Here is a 16,185-nt window from a genome sequence, read left to right on the forward strand (position 1 = left end):
TAGTCATGAATAAGTATGTAAATGAAGCTGAATTAATAAAACATAGACAAGAGTTAAAATCTCACTGTCACAAGTTAATTGATTTAATATTTCGCCATATATACGGAATAAAACTCTTGCTGTTTTCTGCTAAATGCCTTGAATCAATTGCTGACTACAAAGCTAATCGCAGTGGTAATTATGTTGAAAAGTTTCCCATGACTTTAGAGGACATACAAGAGTTAGAAGCATCGAATTAACAATTAACAATTAACAATTAGGAGTTTTGAATATGGAATGGCAAAGAACAAAACAAGCGGCTGAATCTCTGAGTTTAATTTCTTGTGACCAACTAAGAAAATTTGTTCGTGAAGGATTTTTCAAAGAAGGTATAGACTATCGAGATATTAGATTAAACGGGCGAGTCAAACCGAATTATCAATTTCATATCGAAAACTGTAAGAAAAAACTTGGTTTGAGTCCCAGTAAAAGAGTTGCTCACAAAAAAGTTCCTGGGTAAAAAAGTGGCTTAGTCTGGTGTTTTAATACTTTCCTCAAACACCCGTCGTTTTTCAGATTCTCCAATCCATCTTTGATAAGTTTTTAGATACACTCCCGGTTCGTGACCAGCCCAACTAGCAGCGATCGCCACCGGGATTTTGTATTCTGTAGCTAACCTTATGCAGTAGGCATGACGTAAGCAGTAGGGAGTAAATGATACTTTCTTTCTGGCAAATGTCCGGGTCACTCTACCACCATACTCTTTAAAAGTATCAGCATTACATGGGAGCGTGGCTTGTTCCCATAGCTGCCATTCTTTAGCCCATTCGAGATAATAGGGGTAAACTTCCCTGTACCCTGTTTTACCTTTTAGAACTTTCAACAAGTGCGGATGTTCTGGTGAGATTTCACAGAAAAATAATTCATGGGGTCGAAGTCCATAAGCCGCTAATACCCCATAACCCCACAACCAATGTCCAGTAAATAAATTTCTGCTGTCCTCAATTTCTTTTTTACTAGGGATATTCCGGGGTATCGTCTCACTACTCCCATACGTCCCCAAATATGGTTTTAAATCTACAGTTATCCCCGCAAATTTAGCCAATGCCAGCAGCTTCTCACATACCCGTTTACGTTTACGGGTGTTGGCGGTGGTTTTCCCTGCTGCGGCGATGATTGTTGCTGATGTTAATTCCCTTTCTAGAAGTTGCCACGCTGGTAGGTAATCTGATTTCCAAGTAGTTTCAGTGGTAGGGGTGCGGCCTTTGCGGTTGTAATAATCAACTTCAAATTTCTTAACCCATGATTGGGCATCGCCAACCGGTGTTAATGGTTCTTCTAAATAGTCGGACCAGGTGAATTGTTTTTGAGCCAGTAATCCACCAACTTTTTTGGCTTCAGCTTCAGCATATTGCAGCCCTGCGGGGTTGGCATAGCATCCTAAAGCTAGATATTGCTGATAGGGTGGCTTATCAATTCCTGGTTTTGCCGGGAATGTGCCACGCAGTGAAAGCCTGTCTCCACGTTGACAGACTGTAACGCCGATTCTCCCAGCTTTTAGACGTTCATTGACTTCCTCTAGAGTCCATTTGACCATTTTGGTTGTGCTAGTTCTGAACTAAATCTTAGTTATCTTCTATTATATTCCAGTGCATTCTAGAACATTCGGAATAGTTGAACTAACTACCGGAATGAGTGTAGATACAAGAAAACCCTCGCAGTTGCAAGGGTTTTAAGTTAATGGGTACGACAGGACTCGAACCTGTGACCGTCCGCTTAGAAGGCGGATGCTCTATCCAACTGAGCTACGTACCCGTGAAGCCTTTACTATTATATCTAAAATTGTTTAAATAAGCAAGAGGAAATTTTTAAGTTCCTAATTTTCAGTAATAACCTGCCAGTAATTAGGGAGTCGGAGTAGAATAAGAAACAAAATAGATACAATATTCGGATATATTAAGATGTCAAGGATTGACACTCCTCGTCCTAAAGGCGCGAGGATTGTTGGTTCAACGAGACTACTTAAACTAGATACCTTGCAGTGTCTAGTCCAGAGGTGGGACTCTCCCCAAGCGACTTTGGGTATGCCCTACTAAGAGTTGGATTTCTCCAAGTTCTTTTTTAGATTTGAAACATATCGTTTCAAAAAACTGTTTGTCTAGCTCCTCTAAATCTTTTACCTACTGCGAGGTGGAGTCTAGAAAAAGGCAGTAGAACCGCATAGATTTAATTTTCAAGGTATGGCTAACGCCACGCTACCGCTATCAGCGTTGTCCCTTTCGGCAACTGGGTTTTTTAAGTGGTTGATTACCCTTCCCACTTATTAAATTCTACCATAAAAGCAAAAGCCGTGCTAGAAGCACGGGGCTTTAGACCCAGGTTTTTGGTAAGGTATCCCAATCAACACCAAATCCTCTTTCCCAAATTATCAAGTAATTATACTTTATCGTAATGATACTAAAAACCATTACATATTCTTTATCAACAAAGCCACTGTGAGGAGTTATTTGCTGCTGCTATGTTTATTCTCAAACGGCAGGATGTTGAAATTTCAACGATTCAGCACCCAAATAAAGAAGATCGGCAAGTGCCAATCCTCTACTATCAGGGGCAGACTTTTCGCTTGATTACAGTTTTCAAGGCCAGCGAAGCAGAAGAAGCTAAAACTTTTTGGAAATCGCTTACGGATAACCGAGGTAAAGCTTGTGTCTTATTAGAAGAACCAGAACGCTTTAGTATCTGGGGAAAGGTTAAACTAGAACAGATCAGTATTGATACTGGCAGTCATAGTAAAGCTGATGTTTTGACATTAGGTGTTATTACTCTGTTACAAGCCGTTTATCTAGATATTGAAGATTTATTAGGGAATCGTCAAGCAGCTTTATTTGCCAAAGACATAACGGGGGTATTACAGCAAAAACAATTTCCCGATATATCTGCCGCAGATGCAGTAAAATCTTTCCTAACCGCGGATTTGTCAAAGATGAGTAAAATGCCAGCTTGGCAAGAAACTCATGTAATTATTCTTTTAGAAGAACTACACAGATTAGGAAAAACATACTTTGGTGATGTCAACTTTGCTCATCAACTAGGTGAGCGATTACAAGATATGCCAGAAGAAGAGCAAGAACTATTTATCAGTTGGTTGCAAAAATCTCCACTTAATAAGCTTTGGCATTAGGGTGGATATTGATTTGTAAAAAAACAACTGTTACTGGCACTTGTCGTTAACTGGCTATTGTCTGTCACAAAAGTAAGAAAGTACAATTATTACATCCGATGTGCAAAAAATATTACATTACCAGCATTTACCTAGTTAATCCCTATGAGTAAATCTTACGACAATTCATCTCCTGTCAAGCCCCTGTTAACTACTCTAAACCTTGTTTTTGCTTGTTTTAGCTGGGCTGTTTTAGCATTGTTATACTTTTTGCTGTTTAGTGCCAAAATCCCTGACCCAGGGCAACAAGGAATAGAAGTCCGCGCCCAGTGGTATGTGATTGGCACAAATATTTTTGAAGCTGTGGCTTATTTGGGTGCAAGTCTCTTATGCTGGAGGAACTGGCGGAGTACCCAAATGGTTAGTAGTGGAAAAGTCTGGCTCTTAATCGGGTTAGGAATGTTTGCCTATTTTATAGGTGGACTGGTTTTCGGCTACATAGAAATCGGCCTAAAACAAGAGCCAGATGTATCTATTGCTGATATATTTTTTGTCTTGACATATCTATGTCTAGGTACTGGCATGGCTTTGGCCTTGCTTTCTCGCCGAATTCACCTGGAAGCATGGCAGTGGCTAATTGTGGTGGCAGTTGGAGGATTAGGCAGTTTTCTGGCTTGGTTGATTTCTCAAAAAGAACAAGCATCAACTGAACAAATCGCCTTTTTTCTCAACTTGTTTTACATAGTTAGCGATGTGGTGTTATTAATTATTGCCACAATTATGCTACTGGCTTTTTGGGGAGGTAAAGTCTCCTTATCTTGGCGAATGATTGCCGCTGCCGCATTTTCGCTCTACATTGCAGATATGTGGTTTAAATTCGCCCAAGGATCTGATTATCAAAGTGGAGACTTACTAGAAGTATTCTGGGTGTTTAGTGGAGTGTTATTCGGTATGGGCGCTGTTCTAGAATACGACGCATCATTGAGTCTTAAACGCCGAGACCGTGGACGCAAACGAACTTAATAAATTTTGGTGTCTACTGTGAGAAAATTAACTGATTCTGACAAACAAGAAATTCTCAAGCTATATCGAGAAACTGCCGAAACAACCTCGACTTTGGCAGAACGTTATGGTGTGAGTAATTCCACAATTAGCCGACTGCTTAAAAGTACCTTACCAGAAGAAGAGTACGAATTTCTCGTTTCTTTAAAACGCGCTGCTAGAACCCCTGAAGGCAGAGCGCAGGTAAGTTATGAGCAGTTACCACTGTTAACTCAAGCACCATTGGAAGTGGAAGCTTCTAGTAGTGTCAGCATTGTTGAGGAGTTATCCAACCCAGAACTAGAAAAGCCCACAATAGCCGCAGTGGTAGAGGTAGAGGCAGAGGCAGAGGCAAAGGCAGATGGTGATCCTGATTTTGCCCAACCCATTCCGGCTAATAGACGGGTTAAAACACGCTCCTGGGCAGTGGAACAACCCAAGATTCCTGTTGTCAAAGAAACTCCAATTTTCAAAGAAACTCCAATTTTCAAAGAAACTCCAATTTTCAAAGAATTGGAAATTGTCAGACACAAGCCCATAGAAACGCCAATTATTCCCAAACCAAAGTTAGAGGTGGAAACTCGATATTCACAGCCAAGTTTGTTTGCGGAAATCTTGGATGAGGATTTGTTGGATGAACCTGATGATTTAGAAGATGACGATTTGGATGATGATTTGTATGAGGATGAGGAGGATTTTGAGGACGAAGACTATGAAGCACCAAAACCTCTAGTTACCAGACGCTCAAATGGGGAAGCATCTGTTCAGGTTTTACCATTGTCGGTTGCTAATTTACCGAAAACCTGCTACTTGGTAATTGATCGTTCTGCGGAGTTAATTACCCGGCCACTCAAGGATTTTGGTGATTTAGGTCTGATTCCTAGTCTGGAAAATCAACAGAAAACTCTGCCGATTTTCGATAATCACCGCGTAGCTAAACGCTTTTCTACCAAGCGCGATCGCGTGATCAAAGTGCCTGATAGTCAAATGCTCCATAAGGCTAGTAACCATTTACAAGCTAAAGGGATTACGCGACTATTGATTGATGGACAAGTCTATTCTTTGTCTTTAATCTAAAGGTAATGCGGGTATTTGCTGGTTGGAGTAGTTCACTACTCTAACCACCGCTTCATAAAACTGCTGCAAAACGATCTGCTAAATCAATAATATCTTGTTTTCTAGCAATTTGTTCAACCCATTCCTGGGGAATATTTTCCACCCCATAATAAATTCCTGCAAATCCCCCCGTCACAGCCGCAGTAGTATCTGTATCTCCTCCTAAATTAACGGCTTTGAGGACTGATTCAGCGTAAGATGAGCTATTTAACAAACACCATATTGATGCTTCCAGAGTGTCAATTACATAACCACCAGAATTAATTTCTTCTTTAGCTAATTCGGCAATTTTACCGCTAAATATCCGCTGAAAATGAGATTTTTCCTGAATATATTCACTATCAGAATAAAGCTCTTGAATTTTCTCTACACCCTGTAAATAAGCAGTTAATAAATCAGCCCCTCTCAATATTTCTACTGCCATACTAATATAAATCCCACAAGCCATTTGCGAACGCAGATGGCCATGAGTAATACAAGAAACTTCATGTACTTTTGTGATTAAATCGGAAAAGTTAGGGTTTCGTGTAAATAAGCCATGGGCGAAATTCGCATCAATGAACCATTACCATTGCTGTTGTCATTAGTACCACCTGCTTGTAAAGGACGTTGATAGACAATCAAGAGCCTTAGAATTATGTTCTAAGGCAATGTGGGATACCACCTTCACTAACTCAGTTGGTGATGTTATACTAAATATTCACGATATCTCAGATGTCGGGGAATGTCTCGGTTAAAAGTATCAGGAATACCCTTTTCTAATTTGATAATAGCTTGGTATGTGGTATTACCAATATCAAAGACGTTACCATGAGCAGTCCAGTAATTTTCTCGATACCAACGCCAGAGTCAGTAACCCAGCCCTAAAGGGACTGAGCTTGCAAGAGAAATCAAACAAGCTGTACTGACCAGACCACCTAGAAATAGGTAGCCGTTATTTGAGTCACGACACCCCGGAATGCGAAGCTAGTTCCCTGCTCTGTCATTTGCAATTAAACAGTTTTAAGGTCACTGAAACAGTGTTGCAAGTCTAACAAGCTCTTATAACAGGTCGAAGCTAACATCACCCCAGAAATGGGAGTTGGTTTTTCAGGTTTCCAATCAAAAAACCTGACTAAAATTTAAGATTCAATGCGGTTAAAACCGCCCGTGTCGCTTCCCTCTCAGCCCTAAAGGGACTGAGTTTCCCGCATACCGCGAGGTCTTATGATTGTCCTATATCATCTACAGAATAGCCATTACATAAAGATGCTGCTAAACATAACATTAAAGAACTGTCATCAGACCAAGTTCCGGGGGGTTGATTCCACGTTCCATAACCCAACATCTTTGTGACTGGTGATTTAATGCGTTCAGCACGACTGGTAAATTCCACAGGTACACCCAAGACATCACCCACGCATACACCCATTAAACCCGATAATACTTTAGTAGTAAGTGTCATAATTTAGATATAGGATTCCTATTTGATTTTTGATAGCTTGCGTGGCGTAGCCATACTATCCGTAGGGTGGGGCAATGCTCACCAAAGCACTACTTACTATTTTTCAAGCATCATTTAGGATTACTATATAGCGGTTATCGCTCTTGATGCAATATAATCGAGGGCGCAGACCCTGCGCCCCTACAGAGTTTGCAATTGGCTGACTGTATCTCACTCAAGTGCATACCGCTATATCAATGAGCAAGCTGGCCTCTCACCATGCTAAAATTAAAATAATATTCATAATTCCGACCCATATTTCGGGGTTACACTGGCTGAAAACGTGGGAATAATTTCCTGTTTGAGCCTTAACTTACGCCTTATTTGAGAAACGTATCTACTGTAATGGTTAACTCTGCTGCTTCCCCTCTCACCAACCGTAAGCCTTCTAAAGTTGAAGGTATTAAAGAAAATAGTAACTTTTTGCTTGAACCTGTAGCCACCGAAATCCTTCAGGACACCACCCACTTTACTGAAGACGCAATTCAGATTCTCAAGTTTCACGGTTCTTATCAACAGGATAACCGTGATAACCGCGTCAAGGGACAGGAAAAAGATTATCAAATGATGCTGCGGACAAAAAATCCCGGCGGGTTAGTACCACCCCAGCTATATTTGGCTTTGGATAAATTAGCTGATGAATATGGTAATCATACTTTAAGAGCTACTACTCGCCAAGGCTTTCAGCTACATGGTATCCTGAAAAAGAACCTGAAAGCAGCGATCGCTACAATTGTCGAAAATCTTGGTTCAACTTTGGGCGCTTGTGGTGACATCAACCGCAACGTTATGGCTCCTCCCGCCCCCTTTAAAAATCGCTCAGAATATCAGTATGCTTGGGAATATGCCCAAAATATCGCTGATTTACTTTCTCCCCAAACCGGCGCATATTATGAAATTTGGTTAGATGGGGAAAAAGCCATTAGCGCCCAAGAACATCCAGATGTTAAAGCAGCCCGACAAACTAACGGTAATGGTACTGTTATTCATGATTCCGTAGAACCTATCTATGGTACTCACTATATGCCCCGCAAATTTAAAATTTGCGTCACAGTCCCCGGTGATAATTCCGTTGATTTATATTCCCAAGATCTAACGTTGGTAGTAATTACCAATAAAAAAGGCGCGTTAGCAGGATTTAATATCTTTGCTGGTGGTGGTTTGGGTAGAACCCATAATAAAGAAGAAACCTTTGCCAGAATTGCCGATCCTATTGGTTATGTTGCCAAAGCTGATGTATATAATCTTGTAAAGGCTATTGTTGCCACACAACGAGATTATGGCGATCGCACCGACAGAAGACACGCTAGATTAAAATACTTAATTAATGATTGGGGTGTAGATAAATTCCGCACTCAAGTAGAAGAATACTTAGGTAAACCTCTCGAACCCTTTAAAGACCTAATTCAGTTTAAATATAAAGACTTCCTGGGCTGGAATGAACAGGGAGATGGGAAACTATTCTTGGGTATTTCCATTGAGAATGGGCGTGTCAAAGATGACGGCACATTCCAACTTAAAACCGCTTTACGGACAATTGTAGAGCAGTTTAATCTGCCTATTCGCCTCACAGGTAATCAAAACCTGCTATTTTACGATATTGCTCCTGAAGATAAAGAAGCTATTCAGGAGATTCTCGATAATTGCGGCGTTGTTGCTGACCCTGAGCAAATAGCAGCATTAACCCGCTATGCTATGGCTTGCCCTGCCTTACCTACTTGCGGTTTAGCAATCACAGAATCAGAAAGAGTAATACCTGTAATTCTAGAAAGGATTCGGGCTTTATTAGATAAACTGGGTTTACAAAATCAGCATTTTGTGGTAAGAATGACCGGTTGCCCCAATGGTTGCGCTCGTCCTTATATGGCAGAATTGGGTTTGGTGGGTAGTGCTGCGGAATCTTATCAAGTGTGGTTGGGTGGTTCACCAAATCAAACCCGGTTAGCACAACCTTTTGAGGAAAAACTGCACCACAATGATATTGAAAGTTTCCTCGAACCGATTTTTGTCTTCTTTAAAAAGTCGCGCACACCCAAAGAAAGTTTTGGGGATTTTTGCGACAGATTGGGTTTTGATGCGATTAGGGAATTTGTGGCTAATTACAACCCAGGAGATCCTACCAGCAGTGGTAAATCCCGTCACCGCGTCAGTCTGCGGGATGATTTTTACGCTCAACTCAAGGAAACGGCTGAGAAGCAAGAACGACCGATGACTGATTTGGTACATGAGGCTTTGGAGGCTTATTTCCAAACGCTGTAGGAATATATTCTCACGCAAAGGGATCATTCTAAAAAGTAGTAATACGGATTAGATGTGAACCAAACCACCCTAATCGTAGTCATTCGCGTCAGCGAATCGAGTCGAAGGGTAAACGTTATTTAAGTCATGACACCTTGGGATTCGCTAGTCCCATGCTCTGTCTGTACTGATTAAAAATTCCGAAAGGAAAGTGTCTTTACGATAACAAGCTTAAATAACATGGTTGAAGCAAACTTTACTTAGAAATAAGGACTGGTCAAACCGACCACAAACGTCAATAGTAGGAAATGTTTTCCTACTATTGAATCCAAAATACTACATTATTTTGGGATTAGATAGAATGGCGCAAAGTTGTTTTTGGGTTTTTGCGTGAGATTTGATTTACACTTATTTTCGAGTGAATTAATTACATTTTTCTTTCTCACGCAGAGGCGCAGAGGCACGGAGAGAGAGCAATTTATTGTGGTTGAAAATCGAAGATAAGTAGGTGAACATAAAAATTTAAAGGTATGTAAAGAAAAGTAAAATCTCCCAAAACCTCTTCACTCTTGCCTTTTGCATGAGTGCCTCTTGCATTGCATAACGACAATTTTCAATGCTAACCTACTTATATGATATATGAAAAAACTTTTAATTACAGGTGTTAGTGGTTTTTTAGGTTGGCATCTTGGTCAATTAGCGCAGCTAGAATGGGAAGTTTATGGTACATATCATAGCCATTTTCTAGAAATACCTGATATTAAAATGGTGAAGGTTAATTTAACAGACTTTCAGGAATTAAAAGGGATATTTAATGATATCAAACCGGATGCAGTAATTCACACTGCTGCCCAATCTCAACCAAATTATTGTCAACTTCATTCCCAGGAATCTTATAAAATCAATGTTACAGCCTCTTGTGATATTGCGGGACTTTGTGCTGATAATTCTTTACCTTTAGTTTTTACTTCTACCGATTTAGTTTTTGATGGTTTAAATGCACCTTATCAAGAAATAGATCAAGTATCACCTGTTAATATTTACGGTGAGCAAAAAGTCGAAGCTGAAGCAGGTATATTAAAAGTATATCCCCAAGCGGCTATTTGTCGAATGCCGTTAATGTTTGGCAGGGAAACACCCACAGCTAAAAGCTTTATTCAGCAATTTATCCAAATATTGAAAGACGGAAAAGAACTAAGTTTATTTATAGATGAATTTCGCACTCCGGTTAGTGCAAATACAGCCGCGAAAGGGTTATTATTAGCTTTAGAAAAGGTTAATGGGATCATTCATTTAGGTGGAAAAGAGAGAATTTCCCGTTATGAATTTGGGAAAATATTAGTTGAAATCTTACAACTTCCAAATGATAAATTAAAATCCTGTTTTCAGGCAGATATAAAAATGGCAGCAGCAAGGCCAAAAGATGTTTCTTTAGATAGTTCCAAGGCTTTTGCTTTGGGTTATCAATCATTATCTGTGAGAGAGGAGTTAGAAATATTAAAATCTACCTGTTAGGGTCTGTTAGCGAAGCATAACGCCCCATGCAAAGTCGTTTTTAAGGTTTTTTGCCATTCTATCTAATCCCAAAATAATGTAGTATTTTGGATTCAATAGTAGGAAAACATTTCCTACTATTGACGTTTGTGGTCGGTTTGACCAGTCCTTATTTCTAAGTAAAGTTTGCTTCAACCATGTTATTTAAGCTTGTCATCGTAAAGACACTTTCCTTTCGGAATGTTTAATCAGTACAGACAGAGCATGGGACTAGCGAATCCCAAGGTGTCATGACTTAAATAACGTTTACCCTTCGACTCGATTCGCTGACGCGAATGACTACGATTAGGGTGGTTTGGTTCACATCTAATCCGTATTACTACTTTTTAGAATGATCCCTGAGATTATGGACGGGGAGTATAGCTGACACCATACTCCTGTCTTTTTTAAGCTGTGACTGGTTGACGAACTTCTACTGCTTCTCCAGTTAAACTAAAAGCCCGAACTTCGGTAATTTTGACTTTGACTATTTGTCCTTTAAGTTCATTAATATCACCAGTAAAGAACGTAAGCCGATTTCCCCCGGTTCTTCCCATGACCTGATTTATGTCTTTGGTGTTTTGCGCTTCTACTAATACTTCTTCAATGCGGCCAAAGTAACGTTCGGATCTTTCCGCTGCTTTAATATTAACTAAATGATTTAATCTTTGCAAGCGATCGCTCTTTACCTCTTCACTGAGTTGATTATCCCACAAAGCCGCAGGTGTGCTAGGACGGGGTGAATAAGCCGCAGTATTCACTAAATCAAAACCGATATCTTCCACCAATTTTAAAGTATTTTCAAACTGTGTTTCTGTTTCACCCGGAAAACCCACAATCGCATCAGCACTAATTGACGCATCTGGCATATACCGTCTAATAGTATCAATAATCCGGCGATATTTTTCGTGAGTATAACCCCGTGACATAGCTTTCAAAAGCTCATTATCCCCAGATTGAAAGGGAATATGAAAATGTTCGCAAACTTTAGGCAAATCTGCACAAGCTTTAATTAATCTTTCTGTAAAATAACGGGGGTGACTGGTGGCAAATCTAATTCGTTCAATTCCCGGTACATCATGTACATAATATAGTAAATCTGTCAATGTATGCAGGTGACGACCTTCAGGGGTAGAACCAGGTAAATCACGTCCGTAAGCGTCAATATTTTGACCCAAGAGGGTAATTTCTTGATAACCTTGTCTTGCTAACTGTTCTATTTCCGCGCGAATTGATTCTGGTGTGCGAGACTGTTCTACACCGCGCACGTTGGGAACTACGCAATAAGTACAACGTTCATTACAGCCATAAATGATATTTACCCAAGCTGTTACCTGACTATCCCGACGAGGTTGGGTGATATCTTCAAAAATATGAACTTCTTCGGTAGCAACAACTTGATTACCTGCAAAAACCGACTCTAGCAAATCTTTAAGACGGTTGGCGTGTTGGGGTCCCATGACTAAATCCAATTCTGGCACCCGTCGTAGTAAAGCTTCTCCTTCTTGTTGGGCAACACAACCAGCAACAATCAATGTTAAATCAGGTTGCTCTTGTTTGCGTTTGGCCTGTCTACCTAAATAAGAATATACTTTCTGTTCCGCATTATCCCGAATGGTGCAGGTGTTGTAAAGGATTACATCTGCTTGATTTGGGTCGTCTGACCACTCAAAGCCCATGTCTTCTAAGATGCCAGCCATGCGCTCGGAGTCGGCTTTATTCATCTGGCAACCGAAGGTAATAATATGATAATGGCGGTTAGTGGTCATTGGGAATTACGCTTAGTTAGTAATGTATATCAGGTCTGTTGTCTATTCTATCTTAAAGTTTCTTCTATTTAGGTTAATTTTGTTTCGCGCAATCTCTCTTAGAGATCCCCAAAGGTAGGTACAAAGGAGCAAAGGAATAAGTTTACAATGAAGTTAGAACTATCAGAATATAGGGAGAAAATTTGATTATGCAAACTATGAAAATACAATCTCATATTGGTAATGATGGAATGCTACATATATCTTTACCGGAAATTAAAGATTCTGATGTAGAAGTGATTATCGTCTATCAACCAATACAGAAAACTGAAAAATTATCTCTAGCATCATTATATGGAATTTGTGCTGACGATCCTATTATCATTGATGATGAAGGTATTTTCGACAACCTAGATGAAAAAATAGCAGGAATGTTTGATTAATAAAATGCTTTATCTAATTGATACTAATGTTTGTGTGATGTACTTAAATGGACGCTCTACATCTATTAGCGATCGCATTTTATCATTACCAACTAAAGATATAGCTGTGTGTTCTGTGGTAAAAGCAGAACTTTTTTATGGTGCAATGAAAAGTAATAATCTTTCGCGTACATTACAAAGACAAAAAGCATTTCTTGATCATTATGAATCTTTACCTTTCAATGATCAATCTGCCTCTATTTTTGGTAATATTCGCGCTCAACTTACTGCTCAAGGAACACCAATAGGAGCTTATGATTTACAAATTGCTGCTATTGCTTTAGCTAATAATTTGATATTAGTTACACACAATACTAGGGAGTTTTCACGTGTTCTTGAATTACAATTAGAAGACTGGGAAATTGTCTGAATCAGGATGTCCAGGATTTAAAGATTTACAGGATGGTTTTTATTCAATAAACAAACTTGCATCAACATGAAACAAATTACCCAACATCTCACCTTGTTCTTTTGCTAAAAAATGCTCGTTTTCTTCCTCAGTTTTGATGACTCGCGGTTGATGCTGAGACAGCAATTTGCTGTAAGCTTCTAAATTATATGGATGCCGCTCTTTCATATCTGAGTTTATCCTAATTTTGAGATTTTGCTGCTTTTAAGACTTCTAACATAGTGTTTGCAGCGTCGAAAGCATCATAAGGCGACAAAATTGGATAAGATTGATCAGGTTTAATTAAGTTAGTTTCTTGTTGCGCTAGTTCAGATATTAAAACCTGCATGATGTACAGTTTGTCTGCACGGTTGAGAGTGTGTAGGGTGTTGAGAAGTTCTGTAGAAACCATTTAAAAAACTCCAGGATTTCAAAGAGCGATAGCACACTTATTCTATCATCTAGTAAATGCTAATTTTGATGGTGAAAATTTGTCAGAATCAGGATTTTCAGGATTTAGGGATTTACAGGATAAAAGAATAATATATTATGTGTTATCCTTATATGGATTGTCACTATACGTTAAGCATTTCTTAGTAAGTTATAAGAAAATGAATATGTGTAATTTATTCCCTTAAAATTATTTAGATAAATCCTAGAAGCTGCTGATAAACTGATATATGAAGATCAAGACAATTACCCAACAAGCGGTAGAATTAACAATCCTACCCCAATTGCACCCCTTGATATGTATTGCGATTACTTAGTACAAATCCTCACCGCCCGCGTCTATGATGTAGCCCAAGAAACACCACTGGAATATGCCCCAAACCTGTCCAAACGCATCAATAACAAACTTCTCCTGAAACGGGAAGATATGCAGTCAGTCTTCTCCTTCAAACTGCGGGGGGCATATAACAAAATGGTCAATCTCTCCCCAGACCTACTCAAACAGGGTGTCATAGCGGCTTCTGCGGGCAATCATGCCCAAGGTGTTGCCTTAGCTGCCAGTCGCTTGGGAACAACCGCAATCATCGTGATGCCAGTGATTACGCCAGAGGTAAAAATAAATGCCGTCAAAGCTAGGGGCGGAGAAGTAGTTTTATATGGTAATAATTATGACGATGCCTACGCCCACGCGCGGGAATTGGAAGCAGAAAAAGGGTTGACCTTTATACATCCCTTTGATGATCCTGATGTGATTGCTGGCCAGGGAACAATTGGCATGGAAATCCTGCGCCAATATCAGCAACCTATTCACGCTATCTTTGTGGCCATTGGTGGAGGTGGCTTAATTTCCGGAATTGCAGCTTATGTCAAACGGTTGCGTCCTGATATTAAAATTATTGGTGTTGAACCTGTAGACGCTAACGCCATGTATCAATCATTGCAAGCTGGTGAGCGCGTGCGGTTGTCTCAGGTGGGTTTATTTGCTGACGGTGTAGCAGTGCGGGAAGTAGGAGAAGAAACCTTCCGGCTATGTCAACAATATGTAGATGAAATTATTTTAGTGGATACAGATGCTACCTGCGCGGCGATTAAAGACGTGTTTGAGGATACTCGTTCTATTTTAGAACCTGCGGGGGCATTAGCGATCGCAGCGGCAAAAGTTTACGCAGAAAGAGAACAAATTCAAGATCAAACCCTCATCGCTGTTGCTTGTGGCGCTAATATGAATTTTGATCGCTTGCGTTTTGTGGCAGAACGGGCAGAATTTGGAGAACGTCGAGAAGCCATATTTGCAGTTAACATTCCCGAAGAAAGAGGTAGTTTAAGAAAGTTTTGCGAATGTATTGGTAATCGCAACTTGACAGAATTTAATTATCGGATTGCTGATAATCAAGAAGCGCATATTTTCGTAGGTATGCAAATAGAAAATCGTGCCGACGCTGCGAAAATAGTCGAAAACTTTGCAGCTAATGGATTAAAAACCATAGACTTAACAGATGATGAATTAACAAAACTACATTTGCGTCACATGGTAGGAGGACATTCTTCTCTAGCAGAAAATGAACTCCTTTACCGCTTTGAATTTCCCGAACGTCCAGGGGCTTTAATGAAATTTGTAACTTCCATGTCTCCTGATTGGAATATTAGTTTATTTCATTATCGCAATAATGGCGCAGACTATGGACGGATTGTGGTAGGAATGCAAGTTCCCCCCCATGAAATGTCAGAATGGCAATCATTTTTAGATACTCTCGGTTATCACTATTGGAATGAAAGCGATAATCTTGCATATAAGTTGTTTTTAGGATGATTTAGGATTATAGATCCCCGACTTCTTAGAGGTTGTTTGATAGCGAAGCGTGGCGTTAGCCATAAAGTATTAGATGAAACCGATAATCTCCAAAAACCTAACCCCCCTGCCCCCCTTCCCTACGTTAGCGCAGCGTGCCGAAGGCTGGGAAGGGGGGTTTCAAAGCCTCTCCCCGCTTCGGGGAGAGGTTTGGAGAGGGGTTAATTTATACCTTGAAAACTTTTAAAACATCTTCTTAAAGAAGTCGGTGATCTGGGTATTTTGGGTATTAGAAAAAACTGATTGTTTGCGGAATAAAACTAGATGAACTCTCCCAATAATCTACTTTATTAACTTTCACTTTTAGCAAAGCAATATCTGGTTCATCTATTCCTTGGGGAAACCAAATTCCTAATTCTGGTCGCCATTTTTCTTGAAGTTGATAACGATCTCTTGTTAATTGTGCTGTACCTAATATAGAAACATATCGCTGCTGATTAGGTGCAGAAAAACTCACATTTACCTGTTGATGATGTTGGATTTCTACTATCTTATGGGAGTTAGCTGAGGTAAAAAACCAAAGTGTCCCATTATCGTCAATTTCATGACCTATTGACATAGGACGACTGTGTAAACTACCATCATCATCAATTGTGGTTAACATCCCACATTCAAGACCTGCAAGCAGTTGACGCAATGCCTGAATTTGTGGTTTTGTGTCTAATGATTGTGTCATTTATCTAGAATTTCAATTTTATAGAGATCAGTTATATTTTTA

15 protein-coding genes, 1 tRNA gene and 2 pseudogenes are annotated in these 16,185 nt (G+C 39.8%); 10 read left to right on the forward strand and 8 right to left on the reverse strand.

Translation table 11 applies throughout. The features are described from left to right. Positions 1–5 precede the first annotated feature (5 nt). Positions 6–239: a hypothetical protein gene (locus EZY12_18840; GenBank protein ID QSX66810.1), complete on the forward strand. Its 234-nt coding sequence runs from the start codon at positions 6–8 to the stop codon at positions 237–239. A gap of 32 nt (positions 240–271) precedes the next feature. Continuing rightward, entirely contained in the window at positions 272–499 is a 228-nt protein-coding gene (locus tag EZY12_18845; GenBank protein QSX66811.1) for a hypothetical protein, read from the forward strand. Between the two features lie 9 nt (positions 500–508). Here the strand turns inward: EZY12_18845 and EZY12_18850 are convergent, their stop codons facing one another. After that, positions 509–1,576, reverse strand: a complete 1,068-nt coding sequence (locus EZY12_18850) for an integrase (protein QSX66812.1) — start codon at positions 1,574–1,576, stop codon at positions 509–511. Positions 1,577–1,720: 144 nt separating this feature from the next. Then, a tRNA-Arg gene (locus EZY12_18855) sits at positions 1,721–1,794 on the reverse strand. Between the two features lie 703 nt (positions 1,795–2,497). Between EZY12_18855 and EZY12_18860 the strand changes: the two genes are divergently transcribed. The 3 genes from EZY12_18860 (at position 2,498) to EZY12_18870 (ending at position 5,257) form a co-directional block, all read left to right on the forward strand. Beyond that, entirely contained in the window at positions 2,498–3,160 is a 663-nt protein-coding gene (locus EZY12_18860) for a hypothetical protein (GenBank protein ID QSX66813.1), read from the forward strand. 144 nt (positions 3,161–3,304) lie between these two features. Further along, positions 3,305–4,162: a hypothetical protein gene (locus EZY12_18865; GenBank protein QSX66814.1), complete on the forward strand. Its 858-nt coding sequence runs from the start codon at positions 3,305–3,307 to the stop codon at positions 4,160–4,162. 18 nt (positions 4,163–4,180) lie between these two features. Continuing rightward, complete coding sequence (locus EZY12_18870) at positions 4,181–5,257, forward strand: transposase (protein ID QSX66815.1); 1,077 nt, start codon at positions 4,181–4,183, stop codon at positions 5,255–5,257. 52 nt (positions 5,258–5,309) lie between these two features. On the opposite strand, the pseudogene EZY12_18875 reads toward EZY12_18870, so the two are convergent. After that, positions 5,310–5,851: pseudogene (locus EZY12_18875) on the reverse strand (ADP-ribosylglycohydrolase family protein). A 661-nt stretch (positions 5,852–6,512) separates the two neighbouring features. Further along, positions 6,513–6,740, reverse strand: a pseudogene (locus EZY12_18880) (ADP-ribosylglycohydrolase family protein). Between the two features lie 384 nt (positions 6,741–7,124). On the opposite strand from EZY12_18880, the gene sir reads away from it, so the two are divergent. Then, entirely contained in the window at positions 7,125–9,038 is a 1,914-nt protein-coding gene (sir, locus tag EZY12_18885) for a sulfite reductase, ferredoxin dependent (protein QSX66816.1), read from the forward strand. Positions 9,039–9,656: 618 nt separating this feature from the next. Continuing rightward, positions 9,657–10,532, forward strand: coding sequence for an NAD(P)-dependent oxidoreductase (locus EZY12_18890; GenBank protein ID QSX66817.1), 876 nt, complete (start codon positions 9,657–9,659; stop codon positions 10,530–10,532). A gap of 425 nt (positions 10,533–10,957) precedes the next feature. On the opposite strand, the gene miaB is transcribed toward EZY12_18890, so the two are convergent. Then, positions 10,958–12,319 carry a tRNA (N6-isopentenyl adenosine(37)-C2)-methylthiotransferase MiaB gene (gene miaB / locus EZY12_18895; protein ID QSX66818.1) on the reverse strand — a complete coding sequence of 454 codons (1,362 nt, stop codon included), beginning with the start codon at positions 12,317–12,319 and terminating at the stop codon, positions 10,958–10,960. 197 nt (positions 12,320–12,516) lie between these two features. Here miaB and EZY12_18900 point away from each other — a divergent pair, with 197 nt between their 5' ends. Then, positions 12,517–12,741, forward strand: coding sequence for a hypothetical protein (locus EZY12_18900; protein QSX66819.1), 225 nt, complete (start codon positions 12,517–12,519; stop codon positions 12,739–12,741). 4 nt (positions 12,742–12,745) lie between these two features. Continuing rightward, positions 12,746–13,150 (forward strand): type II toxin-antitoxin system VapC family toxin, encoded by a 405-nt coding sequence (locus EZY12_18905; protein QSX66820.1) that lies wholly within the window; start codon positions 12,746–12,748, stop codon positions 13,148–13,150. 39 nt (positions 13,151–13,189) lie between these two features. Here the strand turns inward: EZY12_18905 and EZY12_18910 are convergent, their stop codons facing one another. Both EZY12_18910 and EZY12_18915 read right to left on the reverse strand, forming a co-directional pair. Next, a complete protein-coding gene (locus EZY12_18910) occupies positions 13,190–13,357 on the reverse strand; it encodes a hypothetical protein (GenBank protein ID QSX66821.1) in 168 nt (55 codons plus the stop codon). 13 nt (positions 13,358–13,370) lie between these two features. Then, positions 13,371–13,580, reverse strand: coding sequence for a hypothetical protein (locus EZY12_18915; protein ID QSX66822.1), 210 nt, complete (start codon positions 13,578–13,580; stop codon positions 13,371–13,373). Positions 13,581–13,916: 336 nt separating this feature from the next. Here EZY12_18915 and ilvA point away from each other — a divergent pair, with 336 nt between their 5' ends. Further along, positions 13,917–15,428, forward strand: a complete 1,512-nt coding sequence (gene ilvA / locus EZY12_18920; GenBank protein QSX66823.1) for a threonine ammonia-lyase, biosynthetic — start codon at positions 13,917–13,919, stop codon at positions 15,426–15,428. Positions 15,429–15,696: 268 nt separating this feature from the next. On the opposite strand, the gene EZY12_18925 is transcribed toward ilvA, so the two are convergent. Next, a complete protein-coding gene (locus EZY12_18925; protein ID QSX66824.1) occupies positions 15,697–16,143 on the reverse strand; it encodes a pyridoxamine 5'-phosphate oxidase family protein in 447 nt (148 codons plus the stop codon). Positions 16,144–16,185: the final 42 nt, after the last annotated feature.

Origin of the sequence: Dolichospermum sp. DET69, from assembly GCA_017355425.1 — a bacterium.
Classification (GTDB): Bacteria; Cyanobacteriota; Cyanobacteriia; order Cyanobacteriales; family Nostocaceae; genus Dolichospermum.